General features: G+C 42.2%; 17 protein-coding genes. 8 read left to right on the top strand and 9 right to left on the bottom strand.

Features of this window, described 5'->3' with window-relative positions; all coding sequences use genetic code 11:
• Window positions 1-9: 9 nt before the first annotated feature.
• From ACFFGT_RS32795 to ACFFGT_RS32765, 7 genes are all read right to left on the bottom strand, one after another.
• Window positions 10-780: a metallophosphoesterase family protein gene (locus ACFFGT_RS32795; RefSeq protein ID WP_377026740.1), complete on the bottom strand. Its 771-nt coding sequence runs from the start codon at window positions 778-780 to the stop codon at window positions 10-12.
• Window positions 780-1,865, bottom strand: coding sequence for an ACR3 family arsenite efflux transporter (gene arsB, locus ACFFGT_RS32790; RefSeq protein WP_377026739.1), 1,086 nt, complete (start codon window positions 1,863-1,865; stop codon window positions 780-782). Before arsB ends, ACFFGT_RS32795 begins: the two co-directional genes overlap by 1 nt.
• Before the next feature lie 111 nt (window positions 1,866-1,976).
• The gene (locus tag ACFFGT_RS32785) at window positions 1,977-2,306 is read right to left on the bottom strand and encodes an ArsR/SmtB family transcription factor (RefSeq protein WP_377026738.1); all 330 of its coding nucleotides are present in this window, start codon (window positions 2,304-2,306) and stop codon (window positions 1,977-1,979) included.
• Between the two features lie 71 nt (window positions 2,307-2,377).
• The gene (locus ACFFGT_RS32780; protein ID WP_377026737.1) at window positions 2,378-2,794 is read right to left on the bottom strand and encodes an arsenate reductase ArsC; all 417 of its coding nucleotides are present in this window, start codon (window positions 2,792-2,794) and stop codon (window positions 2,378-2,380) included.
• A gap of 10 nt (window positions 2,795-2,804) precedes the next feature.
• Window positions 2,805-3,299 carry a GNAT family N-acetyltransferase gene (locus ACFFGT_RS32775; RefSeq protein ID WP_377026736.1) on the bottom strand — a complete coding sequence of 165 codons (495 nt, stop codon included), beginning with the start codon at window positions 3,297-3,299 and terminating at the stop codon, window positions 2,805-2,807.
• 38 nt (window positions 3,300-3,337) lie between these two features.
• Entirely contained in the window at window positions 3,338-3,901 is a 564-nt protein-coding gene (locus ACFFGT_RS32770) for a DUF6428 family protein (RefSeq protein WP_377026735.1), read from the bottom strand.
• A 59-nt stretch (window positions 3,902-3,960) separates the two neighbouring features.
• Complete coding sequence (locus ACFFGT_RS32765; protein WP_377026734.1) at window positions 3,961-4,290, bottom strand: ArsR/SmtB family transcription factor; 330 nt, start codon at window positions 4,288-4,290, stop codon at window positions 3,961-3,963.
• 184 nt (window positions 4,291-4,474) lie between these two features.
• On the opposite strand from ACFFGT_RS32765, the gene ACFFGT_RS32760 reads away from it, so the two are divergent.
• The gene (locus ACFFGT_RS32760) at window positions 4,475-6,283 is read left to right on the top strand and encodes a sensor histidine kinase (RefSeq protein ID WP_377026733.1); all 1,809 of its coding nucleotides are present in this window, start codon (window positions 4,475-4,477) and stop codon (window positions 6,281-6,283) included.
• Between the two features lie 117 nt (window positions 6,284-6,400).
• The gene (locus ACFFGT_RS32755; RefSeq protein ID WP_377026732.1) at window positions 6,401-7,093 is read left to right on the top strand and encodes a response regulator transcription factor; all 693 of its coding nucleotides are present in this window, start codon (window positions 6,401-6,403) and stop codon (window positions 7,091-7,093) included.
• A 2-nt stretch (window positions 7,094-7,095) separates the two neighbouring features.
• Here ACFFGT_RS32755 and ACFFGT_RS32750 read toward each other — a convergent pair whose 3' ends face one another.
• Both ACFFGT_RS32750 and ACFFGT_RS32745 read right to left on the bottom strand, forming a co-directional pair.
• Entirely contained in the window at window positions 7,096-7,698 is a 603-nt protein-coding gene (locus tag ACFFGT_RS32750) for a hypothetical protein (protein ID WP_377026731.1), read from the bottom strand.
• A 9-nt stretch (window positions 7,699-7,707) separates the two neighbouring features.
• Entirely contained in the window at window positions 7,708-8,067 is a 360-nt protein-coding gene (locus ACFFGT_RS32745; protein ID WP_377026730.1) for a bleomycin resistance protein, read from the bottom strand.
• Window positions 8,068-8,364: 297 nt separating this feature from the next.
• Between ACFFGT_RS32745 and ACFFGT_RS32740 the strand changes: the two genes are divergently transcribed.
• From ACFFGT_RS32740 to ACFFGT_RS32715, 6 genes are all read left to right on the top strand, one after another.
• A complete protein-coding gene (locus tag ACFFGT_RS32740; protein WP_377026729.1) occupies window positions 8,365-9,096 on the top strand; it encodes a hypothetical protein in 732 nt (243 codons plus the stop codon).
• Between the two features lie 79 nt (window positions 9,097-9,175).
• The gene (locus ACFFGT_RS32735; RefSeq protein WP_377026728.1) at window positions 9,176-11,959 is read left to right on the top strand and encodes a carboxypeptidase-like regulatory domain-containing protein; all 2,784 of its coding nucleotides are present in this window, start codon (window positions 9,176-9,178) and stop codon (window positions 11,957-11,959) included.
• 5 nt (window positions 11,960-11,964) lie between these two features.
• Window positions 11,965-13,260, top strand: coding sequence for a DUF4249 domain-containing protein (locus tag ACFFGT_RS32730; RefSeq protein WP_377026727.1), 1,296 nt, complete (start codon window positions 11,965-11,967; stop codon window positions 13,258-13,260).
• Between the two features lie 7 nt (window positions 13,261-13,267).
• Window positions 13,268-14,443: a DUF4249 domain-containing protein gene (locus tag ACFFGT_RS32725; RefSeq protein ID WP_377026726.1), complete on the top strand. Its 1,176-nt coding sequence runs from the start codon at window positions 13,268-13,270 to the stop codon at window positions 14,441-14,443.
• Entirely contained in the window at window positions 14,440-15,615 is a 1,176-nt protein-coding gene (locus ACFFGT_RS32720; RefSeq protein WP_377026725.1) for a DUF4249 domain-containing protein, read from the top strand. Before ACFFGT_RS32725 ends, ACFFGT_RS32720 begins: the two co-directional genes overlap by 4 nt.
• A gap of 50 nt (window positions 15,616-15,665) precedes the next feature.
• On the top strand, window positions 15,666-18,053 hold the full coding sequence (locus ACFFGT_RS32715) for a hypothetical protein (protein ID WP_377026724.1): 2,388 nt from the start codon (window positions 15,666-15,668) through the stop codon (window positions 18,051-18,053).
• The last annotated feature ends 140 nt before the right edge of the window (window positions 18,054-18,193 follow it).

Below are 18,193 nucleotides of genomic sequence, written 5' to 3'. Positions count from 1 at the left end.
AAGTTATTCTTATCCGTTTCGTAACATATCTGCATATTCATTCGGGAGCGGGCTGTCTTCAACCGCTTTTGCCGCTTTCTCGATATCGTAGTTAAAACGGATAAACTCAACCTGTACGCTGTCTTTATCTTTTATCGAACTACTTTCATTGATATGCAGCAGCACATAGCCGCCGCGCGGGTCTTTATCTTTTGGCTTGCCGACCGAGCCGATGTTAATAGCATGGCGATAATGCGTATCCTCGGTAATAACCGATGGCAATATCCTGTGATAAGGCTGATGCGTATGTCCAAAGCACATGATATCCGCATCGGCTTGCTCCATAATACGGATCAGGCTTTTTTCGTCGCGATCTTCAAACAGGTACTCGTTTACTTTACGCGGGCTGCCGTGAACCAGCAGCACATTGAGCTTGTCATGATTTAACTGGAACTCCAAACGGATATGGGCGGGTAGGGTACGCAAATAAGCCCGCTGTTCGTCTTTTACAACCTCATTGGTATATGCGATGGATACTTTACCCAAAGCCTTTTCTTCGTCGGTTTTATAGGCACAGCCGCAATCATCACTGTGGCGGCCAATGCCAAAGTCATAGTTACCGGCAATGGTCGGGATACCGCGTCTGCGGATTTCGTCGATCACCTCGTTCGGCCAGATGTTATAGCCTACCAGGTCGCCCAGGCAGTAAATGGCATCGGTGTTTCGGGTTGCCACATCGGCAAAAAAGGCTTCCAAAGCCGGAAGATTGGCATGGATATCGGAGAAAAGTGCAATTTTCATTATTCTACTGCAGTTATAGTTTTAGAGGTGTAATATTTTTTACGGAAGTAAAAAGCAAGGTTTACCAATGCGATCAGGGCGGGCACTTCCACCAGTGGCCCGATCACCCCGGCAAACGCTTCGCCGGAGTTGATACCGAATACCCCGATTGCTACAGCAATCGCCAGCTCGAAATTATTGCCGGTGGCGGTAAACGCAATCGATGTACTTCTTGAATAATCGGCACCAAATGACTTGCCCAGGAAAAACGCGATCACAAACATGATGGCAAAGTAAATTACCAGCGGTATTGCGATCCTCACAACATCCATCGGTATCTGAACGATCAGGTTACCCTTAAGGCTGAACATCACCACAATGGTGAACAGCAATGCGATCAGTGTTATTGGTGAGATGAACGGCACATATTTGGTTTGAAACCATTCCTCGCTCTTGATTTTGATTAAGGTGTAACGGCTGATAACGCCTGCTGCAAAGGGTATTCCTAAATAAATGCCCACGCTTTTTGCAATCTCGCCAATGGTGATGTTCACAGCTAAGCCTTGCAGCCCGAATAAAGGCGGCAATACAGTAATAAACAGGTAAGCATAAACGCTGTATAACAATACTTGGAAGATGCTGTTCAGGGCGATCAGCCCGGCAGCATATTCACGGTTGCCTTCAGCCAGTTCGTTCCATACCACCACCATCGCAATGCAGCGGGCAAGGCCGATCAATATCAGGCCGACCATGTAAGCCGGATGATCACGCAGTAAGGTGATTGCCAGCACAAACATCAGTATAGGGCCAACTATCCAGTTAAGCACCAGTGAAGCGCTCAGTACTTTGGTATCTTTAAAAACCTGTCCCATATTCTCGTATTTCACTTTGGCCAATGGGGGGTACATCATCAGGATCAGACCAATAGCCAGGGGGATATTAGTCGTTCCGCTTGAAAAGGAATTGATGAAGCCGGAAGATGAGGGAAAGAAATAGCCAATCCCTACGCCTATTGCCATGGCAAGGAAAATCCAGAGGGTTAGGTAACGATCAAGAAAACCTAATTTTTTACGTTCGGCCACGGGGGCGCAGTTGTTTGCTGACATGTGATTTACTGTATTGTTAATTTTTTAATGCGAAGTGGGTATTAAAGTAAAGCCCATTCAATCGCTTATTGCATTAAAGCAATATTGCGATTGATATTGGCAAAAAAAAGCTCAGCAACAGCTATCGTCACAATTTACCTCTACAAAGAAGCTGGCAAGCAGCGTTCTGTATTTTGACCAGGTTTTATTGTTGATACAGTAACACATACTGGTGCCTTCTATTTTTCCTTTAATGATCCCGACATCTTTCAGCTCTCTCAAATGTTGGGAAATAGTCGGTTGTGCAAGCCCGAGCAGATCGACCAGGTCGCTTCCTATACATTCATTGGCTTTAATCAGGTGTTCAATAATTGCAATACGGGCAGGGTGCGCCAATGCTTTTAACATGACCGCCAGCTCATTTTGTGCATCTGTAAAATTTGCTGTTTTTGTTACTCCCATATTGCAATATTGCGATTAATTGGTAAAATAAAAAAGCTTTTGCCTTTTTTATTTTACCAACCTTTCCAATCTCATGCTACATTCTCTTTTACAAAGTCTGTCGAAAAGATTTTTATCATATCCCTCACCTCGCGGAACTTATCCATGATCTCTTCCGGTGTACCTGTCGCTTTTGCAGGATCAGGGAAGTTTTGATGAAAGCGCTTCACATTGCCGGGGAAAAACGGACAGGCTTCATTGGCGTTATCACAAACAGTGATCACCATATCAAACGGGACGGCTGAATATTCGTCCACATGGTTTGAGGTGTGTTTTGAAATATCAATGTGATCTTCGGCCATCACCTGTATAGCTTTGGGGTTTACGCCATGTGTTTCGATCCCGGCGCTGTAGATATTTGCTTTCACTCCGGCATAAAACCGTAAATAGCCTTCAGCCAGTTGGCTACGGCAGCTATTACCCGTGCATAGTACTAAAATGTTCTTCATGTTTTCTCCCTTAATTGATCCCTGTAACTTTACTTCTTCTTTCCAGTAGCAATACATCCCGCCACATACCGTTCATTTTGCCGACTTTTTCCCGGTAACCGATTTGCCGAAACCCGTGCTTTTCGTGTAAGGCAACACTTGCGACGTTTTCAGGAAAGATCCCGGCCTGCAGCGTCCAGATATTTTCTGCTTCGGTATCGCTGATCAGTTTTACGAGCAAAGCCGACCCGACTTTTCGCCCCTGATAGGCCGTGCCTACATAAACACTTACTTCGGCAACGCCTGCATAAACGCAGCGGCTTGAAACGGGTGTCAACGCAACCCATCCGGCAACTTTGCCATCAATTTCCGCAACAAAACGGTGTTTCTCCATGTGCGCTTTATTCCATGCCGGGCCATTTGGTGCGCTGGTTTCAAACGTGGCGTTGCCCGTTGCAATCCCTTCCTGGTAAATGCGCATAACGCTTTCCCAATCTCTGGCGGTCATCGGTCGTATTTGCATCATCGTGTTTTTAATTGATATTTACAGAAATCGGTTTGTCTTTAGCAGCAGCCTGATCCCGGCGCGCAGCTCTGTGCAGCCACTGCAAGGTTTTTCAGTTCAACTTTTTGTTTTGCAGGTGCAGGCGTGCAGCATTCTTCGCCCTTGTCATTCGTGCCACAGCTCCCGCCTCTTGTAATAGCTTTGCATTGAACAGCGTCCGGGCTCAGGTCAACGATCAGGTTATCACCATCGATGATAAACTCGCCGGGGAACATCTGGCGGGTATCAAAGTCTGAGTTCCCAAACTCGATTTTAACCGTTCCAAGCGGATTAAGCGGCAATGATTTTTCGACAATAGCCACAATAGATAAGGCCTTGCTCACTTTCATTGATCTTTCCTGTTGCTCGTTTTCCGGCTCCCAGAGCTGTACGATAATTTCTGTCCAGCTATTCATCACACCGCCGCAATCAACAGAAACAATCGGGGCCTGTTTGATCTCGGTAATGTGGTAAGAGGCATCCACCCATTTGCTTTCTGCATACTGGAACTGCAAATTCAGATCAGGGTTCTTTACCAGTTCTTCTTTGAACTGGCTCCAGTTCAGGCTATCTACTTTGTTCATGGTTACATTCTCCTTTACTTGTTTTATTGTAATATTGCGATTGATTTATTCAAATTTTTTTAGCAGCAGGATTTGGCTTTATTGTACGACTGCATGAACTGGCCCAGCTGGTTTTCCAGCTTTTCCCAGGCTTTCGGCTCGATACAGTAGCAAACGCTTACCCCTTCAATGGTGCCTTGTATTAACCCGGCATTTTTGAGTTCTTTTAAATGCTGTGAAATTGTTGGTTGTGCCAAACCCAGTTCATCAACAAGATCACCGCAAATACACGCATTTGTTTTGATCAGATATTGCAGGATGGCAATGCGGGCAGGGTGTGCCAATGCTTTCAGCATTGTAGCTAAAGCATTTTGCTCATCTGTGAATATTTCGGTTTTTGTGAGTCCCATATTAATCGCAATATTGCGATTAATATTTTAAAATACAAATACTATTTTGATAATCTTTATACAAGCTTCAACATCAGGCGTAATAAAACCGTAGAAAACAACACTTTAATATTAATTACATTTGTTAAATTTTGTTAAATGCAATTTTTGTGTGCGGATTTAGGATAATTTTGTTTGTTAACAAATGAAGAAAAGGAGCATAGGTTTAATTATTGGCTTAATGAGCTTTGCGCTGTTGGGCGTAATGGCCATGCAATTTTATTTTTTGCGGCAAGCCTATCAAATGCAATCCGACTCGTTTGACCGCCAGGTTAGGGAGGCCATGAATAACGTGGTGGACAAGGTAACCCGGCAGGATGCCAATAATTTCCTGAAAACAAAAACCCAGCAGGCAGCAGCTATAACCGATAATGATGAGCAGGGAATCCGCAGCATAAATACCAACAAAAATAATCTTAAAAAGCATTCTACAGCCCGCGAGAGGCGGATAGCCCTGCTGCGCGACAGCCTGCAGCGCATGATCCGGCATAAAAAAATTGATGATGAGCTTAACAGCCTGCTGCAAACAGAAGGCACGGTTGATTTTAAGGTGCATGTTGAGGAGTATACCGACGAGTTTGGTGTTGTACATGAGCAGCTAACGCCCGAAATTGTACATACTAATATCACACGCAGGTTAATCCGGCCTAAAAAGCTCCATAAATATGATACGCTGAGGTATGTTTATGTCGACCCCCAGTTTGGCAAGCAAATGATCTCGGTACCGCGCATCAACCCGTTATGGGTGCAGGAACAAACCCGCAAACAAAAGGAAAGGCAATTTCAGCAGATCAAAAAGCTGGTCGAAACTGATTCGCTTGAAAAAGTGAACAGTGCCGGCGCCAAACCAACCGTTATTGAGAACCTGGCCGAAGAATACCGTAAATCGGGCGAGCCATTAAACAAACGGATCAATCCTTTCTGGATAGATTCGTTGCTGCGTTTTGAACTTCATAATAAAGGGATTTTCCTGCCTTTTAGTTATGAGGTAACAACGGCTAACAGCGATTCGCTTATATTTTCAAATGCCAGCGATAGCCAGGGCGATAAGCTGCCTGTATTTGTAGCGGCAAATACATATCAAACCCCCATTTTTACCAAAGAGGTGATCAATGACCCAGGGAAGATCAGGCTTTCCTTCCCTCAAAAAAACTCACTCATATTGAGTAACATGACCGTCACTATGGCTACTACCGGCGGCCTTACCATGGTGCTGGTGCTTTGCTTCGGGTATACCATATTTTCGATATTGAGGCAGAAAAAGATCTCAGAGATGAAGATCGATTTCATCAACAACATGACCCACGAGTTTAAAACCCCGGTATCAACCATCATGATAGCCAGTGAAGCTTTAAGGGACAATGAAATTGCCGAAGATAAAAGCCGGGTGGCCCGTTTAGCCAACATTATTTTTGAAGAGAATGCACGCTTAGGCAGCCATATTGAACGCGTGCTGAATATTGCCCGGATTGAACGCAATGATTTTAAACTGGAAAAAAAACCGGTTGACGTAAACGAAATGGTTAGCATTGTGCTTGACAGCATGGCGTTAAAACTGCAAAAATGCGATGCTAAGACCACGCTGCACCTTGATGCCGAAAACGCCTACATTATTGCCGATGAACTGCATTTTTCGAATGTACTATACAACTTAGTTGATAATGCCATTAAATACAGTAACGAAGCCCCCGATATAACCATAAGCACTTTTGTTAAAAGCGGCCAGGTTGTTATTAAGGTGGCCGATAAAGGTATAGGCATGAGCCGCGATCAGCAATCAAAAATATTTGAGCAGTTTTACCGCATCCCTACCGGCAATGTACACAACGTTAAAGGTTTTGGTTTGGGCCTAAGCTATGTTAATACTATAGTAAAACGCCTTAACGGCACCATAAGCGTAAAATCAGAAAAAGAAAAAGGCTCGGAGTTTGAGCTGAAGTTTGCGATAGCGTAGATACAGTCCGAAAGTCGGGATGTCCGAAAGTCCGTAAGATAAGCTCAGCCTATCTCTCGATATGAATAAAGAACTTCCGGACTTTCCGACCTCGGACTTCCGGACTAAAAAATAAGCATGAAGAAAATACTACTGGTTGAGGATGATGCCAATTTAGGCCTGTTACTGCAGGATTATCTGCAATTGAAAGGTAAGTTTGATGTAGTTTTATGTAAGGATGGCGAAGAGGGCCTGCGCGCTTTTACCAAACAAACGTATGACCTGCTGATACTGGATGTAATGATGCCTAAAAAAGACGGCTTTACACTTGGTAAGGATGTACGTAAGATCAATGCCCAGGTGCCTATTATTTTTGCTACGGCCAAAGGGATGATTGAAGATAAGACACAGGCCTTTAATTTGGGGGGCGATGACTATATAACAAAGCCTTTCCGCATTGAAGAGCTGCTGCTCCGTATTAATGCCCTGTTAAAACGTACAGACAATATCGGTAAAAAGGAAGAGGAAAAACAAACATCTTTTAAGATAGGAAGATATACTTTTGATTATACAACTCAAATGATCACCATTGCTGAAACCCAGCAAAAGCTCTCAACCAAAGAGGCAGAACTGTTACGCCTGCTGTGCGTTCATAAAAATGAAGTGCTTACCCGCGAGGAAGCCCTGCTGAACATCTGGCACGATGATAATTATTTTAACGGCCGCAGTATGGATGTATTTCTGAGCAAGATCCGGAAGTATTTAAAAGATGATCCTAACGTGGAGATCATTAACGTACACGGCCGGGGATATAAGCTGCTGATCAACTGATATCAGGATTTTATTTTCGTTTTAAAATAACCCCGGAAATAATAGGTATGGGTAAAGTGTGTTTTTGTGGGTCCGGTTATGGTTTCTGTAAATTCCGTATCAATATAACCGCTTAGTACTTTGGCTGTATCATAATCCTGCTGATTGAGAATTAATTTGCTTTTGACAACCCGGTAAGTTGTCTTTTGGCCGGCCACAACGTCAGGATAAACCAGTTCCGGCTCAAAGTAATATTTGTTGCTTTGAATATAAACATGATACTCATTTGCATAGGCAGGTAAGCCATCGGCAAAGTTTAACCTGATGCCGGTTTTGTTTTTGGCAGCAAAACAATATTTCAATTTATAGCCGCCCTGTACATTTGTTTTGCAGTTAGCTGTAAAATATAAGTGTGCAGTATCAGCTTTGCTAATATTATTGCCAAGCGTGTTCTCAAATTTGCCGCCGGCCTGTTTGATAACATGCCAGGGATAAGCCCATTTTTCACTGAAAGCAAAATTAGCTTTGACAGTCTTATCTACTATTACAGGGAATTCGGCTTTCGATTGTGCCATAACGCCCAATGCTGCCATCAGCAGGAGATTTAAAATTATCAGAAACTTCATATTAGCCCGTTAATTCTCTTTTTCTGAAATATCCTCACCAAAATGGATAATATTCCCATTATTATCCAATATACTGAACTCTTTTGTTTTCCAGGGCCGTATTTGCAAGTCGGCATTAGGGTGCACTATGCCCAGCGGCTTATATTCGGCATAAAGCTTATCAACCTCAGTTACAAAAATGTAACAGCCGGTATTTTGAGCAATTTCAGGATTATTACATGGCCATAAGTGAATAAACAGGTTATCGCGGTGCATAATAAGGTAGCCGTCCCAGCTTGCATTAAAAGTAAAGCCAAGCTTTTCGGTATAAAACTTAACGGTTTCCTCTTCGTTAAGGGAAGCCAAAACGGGGATAGCAACTTTGAGCATGGTTTGTAATGTATGATATAAAATTATAAAGATTGTTCAAATCTTTACGTTTCCCGGCCACTTTCAGCCAATCAATATGCAGACAGTAATTACTTTAGTAGCGTATTTAAGCTTCTAATAAAGAATTATTTAACCAATGTTGTTACATCCGTTTTGCAGCAACCGTAATAAATAAACAGTAAACCCATAGCTCTTTTTTCATGTAACATGAATAATACACTTGCTTTAGTGTATTAACAGGCAGGCATTTGGTAATTAGTTGAAAGTCACGTAAATTTCATTTTTATAAAAACCTAAATGACAAAAGCACTACTTCCCGTCTTAATTATCACATGGGGCATAATGGCAGGCAGCCTTGTTTCTGCTCAAACAGGTACCGACAGTATAAGCTTAAACCATGTAATTGCCAATTATAATACTGCCATAGGTCAACAATCACATCTGTATAACGGACCGGAATACGAATTTTACGACCCCATAATAAAAGGTAACGCTTATGTTTTTGATGTTAAAAGCTTTGCCCCCGGTACTGTAAACTATAATGGTACAGTGTACAGTAATATACCAATGATGTATGACATTAATAAAGATGTTGCCATAACACTTTTATACAATCATTTTACAAAAATTTCTTTGCTAAGTATATGGGTGCAGGAGTTTTGGCTGCTTGATCACCATTTTATACGCCTAAATACCGATTCGACGGGTAAGGCCGGCCTGGCTACCGGTTTTTATGATCAATTATTTCAGGGTAAAAAAGTGGGGATCCTTGTAAAAAGAGCAAAAACTATCCAAAACAGAACCGCGAGCCTTGATATAGAAACCTTTTTTAGTGAAACGAAGGACTATTATGTCAGAAGAGGGAACAACTATTTCAGCTTTAGCGGCAAAGGGGCACTGTTAGATATCCTGAAAGATAAAAAGAAGGAGCTGCGGCAGTATATAAAAGCAAACAATATTGACTTTCGCGAAAACTTTGAGCAGGCTATTACCAATGTAGCCACTTATTACGATCATTTAACTAATTAATGTATTGCGCCCTGTAAGCTAATAACAGGCCGTGGGAACACTGCATTTAAAATATACGGCAGGAAAATAAAATAACCGGATGAAAAAAATTTACCTTCTAAGTTTCTGTTTTTTGATTTTAATTAAACTGTGCCATGCCCAGCAGGGGCCGGTAAAATCAATTAGCGTAAACTTTCAGCAAGCTACCATTGATCAGTTTGTAACAGAACTGGAGGCAAAATCAGGCTACCATTTTTTTTACGATCCAATGCAGTTTGACAGCCTGAAGATAACCCTGCAGGTAAGCGATAAGCCAATTGAAACCATATTGGGGCAGGCGTTCAGAAACACCGGTTTTAGTTTTGCCATCACCAAACAGCAACAGGTGTTTTTGACTAAAGGGCGCGAAATACAAACCGGCCTGGCCGTAGGTTACTTCGGCATTACGGCGGCTAATGCAACGGCGGCCAACGTAAGTGTTTCCCCGGCCAATGCTGATTATAGCAGCAATGATAAAGATAAAAAGATCCCTGAAGCAACTACCGAAAACAAGCTTTACGAAATTGGGATCAAAACCAATACTATTGAGCAGGGTACAGCAACACTGTCGGGCTATGTAAAAGAAGCTAAATCGGGCGAATCGGTAACCGGGGCAAGTATTTACGTTACCAATACCAAAACAGGTGTAGCTACCGATCAGTTTGGCTATTTTACCATTAAACTGCCAAAAGGCAGGCAGGTTTTAAGCATAAGGGGTATTGGTATGCGCGATACCCGCAGGCAGATCATCCTTTATTCGGACGGTAAGATCATCATTGAAATGCAGGAACAGGTTACCAGCCTGAAAGAGGTAAAAATATCTGCCGAAAAAGTAGCCAACGTTCGTAATGTGCAGTTGGGTGTAAACCGGCTTGATATCAAAAGCATCAAACAGGTACCTACCGTATTTGGCGAGGCCGATATATTAAGGGTTGTACTTACATTGCCGGGTGTTCAGTCGGTAGGTGAAGCTACAACAGGCTTTAACGTACGCGGGGGCTCGGCCGATCAGAACCTGATCCTGATGAATGATGCCACCATTTATAACCCTTCGCATTTCTTCGGCTTCTTCTCATCCTTTAACCCCGATATAGTTAAGGACATTGAACTATACAAAAGCAGTATCCCCGAAAAATTTGGCGGGCGCTTATCATCGGTACTGGATGTTACTAACCGCGAGGGGAACAAAAAGAAATTTACCGGATCGGCGGGTATTGGTTTAATCACCAGCAGGCTTAATGTTGAAGGGCCTATTATTAAGGATAAAACTTCGTTCTCTTTCGGCGGCCGCACTACTTATTCTGATTGGCTTCTTAAACTTCTTCCCGATGCCTATAAACACAGTTCGGCTTCATTTTATGACCTTAACCTGGATATAAGCCACCAGATAGACGATAAAAACAACCTGTATTTAACCGGCTATCTGAGTAAGGATAAGTTTAAACTTAACAGTGATACCGCTTACAGTTACAGCAACAGGAACATCAACCTTAAGTGGAAGCATAATTTTAATAATAAACTGTTTAGCGTTATTATGGCCGGGATAGACAGGTACCAGTATGATGTTTCAAGTGCCGATAACCCGGTTAATGCCTACAAGCTAAATTTTGATATCAATCAAAGCAATTTCAAAACAGATTTCACTTATTACCTTGATCGTAAAAATACTGTTGATTTTGGCTTAAGTTCCATTTATTACAAGCTCCACCCGGGTAGCTTTCAGCCCCTTGGCGCCCAATCATTGGTAGCGCCTGATGTTGTTGCCACACAACAGGCGCTGGAAAGCGCCTTATACCTGGGCGATAAATTCGATGTAACCGACGATCTGTCGATCAGCGGCGGCATAAGGTATTCCATCTATAATTTCCTGGGGCCGCAAACGGTTTACCACTACGCGCCTAATCTCCCTAAAACAAGCGCCAACCTTTTGGATAGCACCAATTATGCCAGCGGCAAGCTTATTAAAACTTATTCGGGCCCGGAAATCAGGCTTTCGGCCAGGTACCAGCTGGGCGATAACCTATCCATTAAAGGCGGTTATAATACACTGAGGCAGTATATCCACCTGTTATCAAACACGACTGCTATATCCCCTACCGATGTTTGGCAACTAAGCGATCCTAATATCAAACCTCAGTATGGCGACCAGGTATCGCTGGGCCTTTATCATAATTTAAAATCAAATACTATCGAAACCTCGGTTGAGGTTTACTACAAACGGCTAAGAGATTATCTTGACTACAAGAGCGGGGCTAACCTGGTATTAAACCACCATATTGAAACCGATGTGATAGGAACGCAGGGCAAGGCATACGGTATTGAATTTTTAATAAAAAAAGCCACGGGTAAAGCCAACGGTTGGATCAGCTATACCTATTCGCGCACGTTTTTAAGGCAAAATGATCCCAATGCCGGCGATTTGATCAATGGCGGTGCCTACTACCCCGCAAACTTTGATAAACCGCATGATTTTAATTTTATTGGTAACTACAGGTTTTCGCACAGGTTTAGCATTTCTGTAAATGTTACCTATAGTACAGGCAGGCCAATCACGCTGCCTATTGCCAAGTATGAATACGGCGGTTCGGAGCGGGTGTTTTATTCAGACAGGAACCAATACCGCATCCCGGATTATTTCAGGTCGGATTTTTCAATGAACATTGAGGGCAATCATAAAGTACACCAGTTAACACATAACTCATTTACAATAGGCGTATATAACTTAACGGGCAGGCAAAACGCATATTCAACATTCTTTACCGAACAGGGCGGGGCTATTAACGGGTATAAGCTATCCATATTTGCCAGGCCAATTCCGTTTATTAATTATAATATCAGGTTTTAACAGTGATGGGAAGCAGGATATACAGGCGGCATAACAGTAACGGTATCAGCAATTATACCGGCCCGGCTTTTTTAAAAGCGGGGGTTTTGGTGCGCCTTAAAATCAGCTTCTCCTCAAATGGCTTTGCGTGGGCTTTGTTGCTTACCGGCTTATTGCTTAACGAAAGCTGCCGTAAATCATTTACTCCCGCAGTCATTTCAGCTCCCAATAATTACCTTGTTGTTGAAGGTTTGATCAATACCGGCGATGATTCGACATTCATAAAGCTAAGCCGTACGGTTAAACTCAATGATAAGGTAACAGTTAGTCCAGAAAAGCAGGCGCAGGTGGTAATAGAGAGTGATAATGGCAGTACTTACCCGCTTGCCGAAATTGCGGCCGGCACTTATACCACCTCCCCTTTACATCTGCAGGCAAGCCACAAATACCGTATCCGTATCAAAACATCAGGAAACAAAGAATATGCATCCGATTTTGTTGAAGTTAAGATAACGCCGCCTATCGACAGCGTATCCTACCGCATTAAACCCGATGGTTTATATATCAATGCCAATGCTCATGACATTAGCAATAATACAAGATATTACAGGTGGGATTATGAAGAAACCTATCAGTATCACGCCCGGTTCGATTCTAAATATAAATCAAACGGAGATACTGTTTTACCAAGAGACCTGATAAATGATCAGATATACAGGTGCTGGCGCAGCGATACCTCAAGTACGATAGTTTTGGCTTCAACCACAAAACTAACAGCGGATGTACTATCACAGGCGCCTATAACCTTCATTGCATCAAGCTCGGAAAAAGTATCGGAGAAATACAGCATTTTGCTAAAGCAGTATGCATTAACCAAAGAGGCTTTTCAGTTTTGGGAAAACCTTCAAAAAAATACCCAGCAACTGGGCAGTATCTTTGACGCACAGCCATCACAACTGATAGGCAATATCCATAACCTTGCCGACACCTTAGAGCCGGTTATTGGTTATATGAGCGCAGGTACCGTTTCAAAACTGCGTAAATTTATACCTAACAGCAGCCTGCCGCCACAATGGACTGTACTTGACTTAAGTGATTGCCTGCTTGCAAGCTTTTATTTCAGACACATTGAAGGCAGCCTGGTAGTCAACGATGAAAATTTTTATTTTAATTATAATCAACCGGGGCCACATAGCCTATATATACCCATTAGCACAATCGAGGTGCCGTTTCAGGGTGTAGTTGGCCATACGGGTGCATTGCCCCCATGTGCCGATTGTACATTAAGAGGATCAAATAAACCGCCTGCTTTTTGGCAATAAAAGAGAAATGATACGAAAGAAAAAGATATGGTTTTTATTACTTGCAGGCTTTGCTTTTATAACTTGTAAAAAAAGTTATAATCCGAAGATTATCAGCGACCCTAACAGTTACCTGGTAGTTGAAGGGATTATAAGCAGCGGTAACGACTCAACCATTGTTAAGCTAAGTAAAACAGTTAAAATAACGGATGATGTAAAAACTGCCGTTGTTGATAACTGCACTGTATCGGTTGAAGATGAAGGAGGAAACGGTATCGCTTTGAAACCGGAAGGAAACGGGTTATATACATCGCCGGTACTTGGCCTTGATGTTACCAAAAAATATCGCCTGCATATCATCACCAGTGACAGTAAAGAATATGCATCAGATTATGTTGAGGTGAAAAAGAACCCGCCTGTTGATAGTATTGGATTTACTATAAAGCAAGGCAATTTACAGATCTATGTAAATACGCATGATGTTACAAATAACACACGTTACTACCGCTGGAGCTATGAGGAAGCATGGCGGTTCCATTCAAAATATTCATCATCATATATTGTTGACCAGATACAAAAGAAAGTGGTGCCGCGGCCATCGTCAGAGCAAAACTATTATTGTTTTACAGGCGATCTGTCAAGTACCATAGTTATCGGGTCATCGGCAAAGCTTACGCAGGATGTTATTTACCAGGCCCCTGTAACTACGATAAGCCCCGAGTCGGAGAAAATTGAATTAAGGTATTCGATCCTGGTAAAACAATACGCTTTAACTAAGGAAGCATACCAGTTTTGGGAAAACCTGAAAAAGAATACCGAACAGCTGGGCAGCATATTTGACGCCCAGCCATCGCAGTTAACGGGAAATATCCACAACCTTAAAAACGCTGCCGAACCGGTAATTGGTTATATAAGTATAACCAATACCCAAACTAAACGGGTATTTATTGACAACGCAGACCTGCCCCGCGAATGGGTTGCAAAATACCCATACGACTGTGAAGCTGATTCGGCCCTGTTTTATAATCCAATTTCGATGCAGGATGAAGTTCGGCTTTTAATTATAGATGGCAATGGCATACCAATACAGGGAATAACAAAATCAGGACAGACAGCCGGGTACACTTACTCAACACTTGATTGTGTTGACTGCCGGATACGGGGACGGGTGCAGGCACCATCATTTTGGATAGAAAGAAAATGAAGATAGTTACCAAACATATACGTTTTGCAGTAATATTAAGCTGCTTTATATGGGGCTGTAAAAAGCCCTATAACCCTAAAATTGTAAACAGCCCTAATAGCTACCTTGTAGTTGAGGGCGTCATAAACACGGGCAATGATTCAACAATAGTAAGGCTTAGCAAAACGGTTAACATTTCAGGAAATGCAAAATCGGCAATTGTAAATAATGCTTCTGTTTCGGTAGAAGCCGAAGGCGGCACCAGCTATAGTCTTTTACCTATGGGCGATGGCAGTTATATATCAACAGGGCTAAATCTTGATATCACAAAGAACTACCGGCTGCATATAAACACTGCCGACAATAAGGAATATGCATCTGATTACGTACCGGTAAAACACACCCCGCCCATTGACAGCATTGGTTTTGCCATTAAAAACAACCAGGTACAGCTATACGTAAATGCGCATGATATTACAAACAATACCCGGTACTATCGCTGGAGTTATGATGAAACCTGGCTGTTCCACGCCAGGTATGAATCATCTTTTGAGGTTGATCACGGGGAAGGAATTGTAATACCCCGCAAACAAAGCGTTTACTACTGCTTTGCCGGCGATAAATCAAGCACTATTGTTTTAGGTTCATCAGCCAAACTGACCCAGGATGTAATATTCCAGGCCCCGTTGACAACTATTGCTCCAACATCCGAAAAAATTGAAACGCGGTATTCGATATTGCTGAAACAATATGCGTTAACAAAAGAGGCTTATCAGTTTTGGGAAAACCTCAAAAAAAATACCGAACAACTGGGAAGTATCTTTGACGCCCAGCCATCTCAGTTAACAGGCAATATCCATAACTTAAAAGATGCATCTGAACCGGTTATTGGTTATATAAGTGTTACCAATATTCAATCGAAAAGGGTTTTTATAGATAATGCTGATCTGCCGCGAACGTGGTCGCCGGAGTACCCCTATGGTTGTGGCCCTCCTGATACGGCATTTTATAGTGATGGCCGTTACCACGGAGAAAATACAGTGAAGGATTTCATTGTTAATGCAGGAGAAAATCCGGTATTAGATATCAACAAGCAAAACACCATAATCGGTTATACTTATTCATCGGTTCAATGTACTGATTGTACAATCAGGGGGGTATTAAAGAGGCCTTCGTTTTGGAAAGACAGATAAACAGGAATTTATAAATAATGCCATAAAAATAAATCAATAAGATCTTGGCTATGAATAAAATTAAAAAAGTTATTACCGCCCCCCTGCTTTTAGGTATGTTACTGATATCATTAAGCAACCAGGCGCAAACTACTATAAATCAAATTTCCGACAGTTTTAATAAATACGGACAAACTACCGTTCAGGAAAAAGTATTTGTGCACACAGACAAAAGTACATATATGACCGGCGAAATTTTGTGGTTTAAGGTATATAACGTTGACGCTACCTATCACAAGCCGCTTGGCCTTAGCAAGGTTGTATATGTTGATGTATTGGATAACAATCAAAATGCCATAATACAAACTAAAATAGAAATGAAAAATGGCCTCGGGAGTGGCTCTGTTTATATACCGGTGTCGGCAAACAATGGTAATTATAAATTAAGGGCATACACCAACTGGATGAAAAATTTCAGTCCCGATTATTATTTTGAAAAGGTTATAGCCATTGTCAACCCGTTAAAATCTCCTGAAACCATGGTTAAACAGCAGCCACTGACCTATGATGTTCAGTTTTTCCCCGAAGGAGGAAATCTTGTTGCGGGTATTAGCAGTAAAGTAGCCTTTAAGGTTACAGCATCAGATGGGATGGGGTTAAACGAATGCCGGGGTTTTATAGTTGATCAGAAAAATGATACGGTAGCGAGCTTTCGGCCCTTGAAATTTGGCATAGGCAGCTTTGTATTTACCCCGGCTGCCGGGAATGCCTATAAAGCCATTATTAAACCGGGCAATAACCCGGCTGTTACCAAAGAACTCCCTGCTGTTAATAGCCGGGGGTATGCCATGACGGTAAAAGACGCGGGCAGCTCGCAGTTAGAGGTTATCGTAAAAGGGACCGGCGTTGAAACCGGCGAACTATATCTTTTTGCACAAACAAGGCAATTGGTTAAAGCAGGCATGGCAGCGCCCTTTAATAACAGTACCGCCAGTTTTATGCTTGATAAAGCTAAATTGGGCGAAGGGGTATCGCACTTAACAATTTTCAATAGCGCCAGGCAGCCCGTGTGCGAAAGACTTTACTTTAAACGGCCCAAACAAAATCTAAGTATTGATGCCACTGCGGATCAGTCCTTATATACCCGCCGTAAAAAGGTAAACATAAACATTGCTGCTAAAGACTTATCAGGGCAGGTAAAATCCACCAACCTGTCTATGTCTGTTTATAAAACTGATTCATTACAAAATATAGACGCCGCTGAAATATTCAGTTACCTGTGGTTAAAGTCAGATCTGAGGGGAAACATTGAATCGCCTGCTTACTATTTTAAAAATACTGATGCAGATGCGGATGCTGCACTTGATAACCTTATGCTGTCACAAGGCTGGCGAAGGTTTCAATGGGATAATGTGCTTGGTAATAAACCCGCATCATTTAACTTTTTGCCCGAGTATGATGGGCACTTAATTACCGGAAAAATAACCAATACGCAAACCGGCAGTGTTGCCAAAGATATAATAGCTTATTTAAGTGTGCCGGGAAAAAGGGTACAGCTTTATGCAGCAAGGAGCGACTCGGCGGGCCGGTTAGCCTTTAATACCAGGCAATTGTATGGCCCCGGCGAAATAGTAGCCCAAACCAACTCGGAAAAGGATACGAGCTATCGCATAGATATTTTAAGCCCTTTTTCTGAACAGTACTCAAAATACCCCTTACCCCAATTTAACCTTACCAGGAGCATGCAAAAGGCCATTGAAGAGGGGAGCCTGGGCATACAGGTTCAGAATATTTACTGGGGCAATAAAACCAAGCACTTTTATGAGCCGGCTGTTGATAGTTCGGGGTTTTATGCAATACCTTATAAAACCTATCTTTTGGATAACTATACCCGTTTTACTACAATGGAAGAAGTGCTGAGAGAATATGTAAGAGAAGTATGGGTTAACAGATCGCAAAAGCGCTACCATATTAAGGTACTTAACGGCAATGGTTTTTTAGATGCTGATCCATTGGTAATGCTTGACGATGTGCCTGTTTTTAATATAGATAAGGTTATGGCTATTGACCCCTTAAAAGTTCGTAAGCTTGAAGATGTTCCTTACCGGTATTATTGGGGGCCGTCTGTATATGAGGGGGTATTAAGCTTTACAACCTATAAAGGCGATCTTGGCGGTGTTGAAATAGACCCGCGGGCTGTTGTGCTCGATTATGAAGGCCTGCAGTTGCAACGGGAATTTTATTCGCCGTTATATGACACTGAACAAGCGGCAAAAAGCAGGATGCCGGATTTCAGAAACCAGCTTTATTGGGCTCCGGATATTAATACTTCAGTCGCAGGCAAAACCCAGATGTCGTTTTATACCTCTGATCAAACAGGTAAATATATAGGCGTTGTACAGGGAATTACAGCACAAGGTGATGCGGCAAGCCAATATTTTAGCTTTGAAGTGAAATGAAATAATTTTTTTTCAAAAAAAATCGCGGAGCAGTATTTCTTAACATTTTCTTTATTTAAATCTGACTACCAATAGTTTACTATTTACAAAAAAGAAGTATGTTAATCAAAAAACACCCTTGAATTTACATTAAACCAACT

It is taken from the genome of Mucilaginibacter angelicae (assembly GCF_042434235.1).
GTDB lineage: Bacteria > Bacteroidota > Bacteroidia > Sphingobacteriales > Sphingobacteriaceae > Mucilaginibacter > Mucilaginibacter angelicae.
Note: the sequence above shows the minus strand (reverse complement) of the source record. Positions and strands in the feature narration are given on the sequence as shown.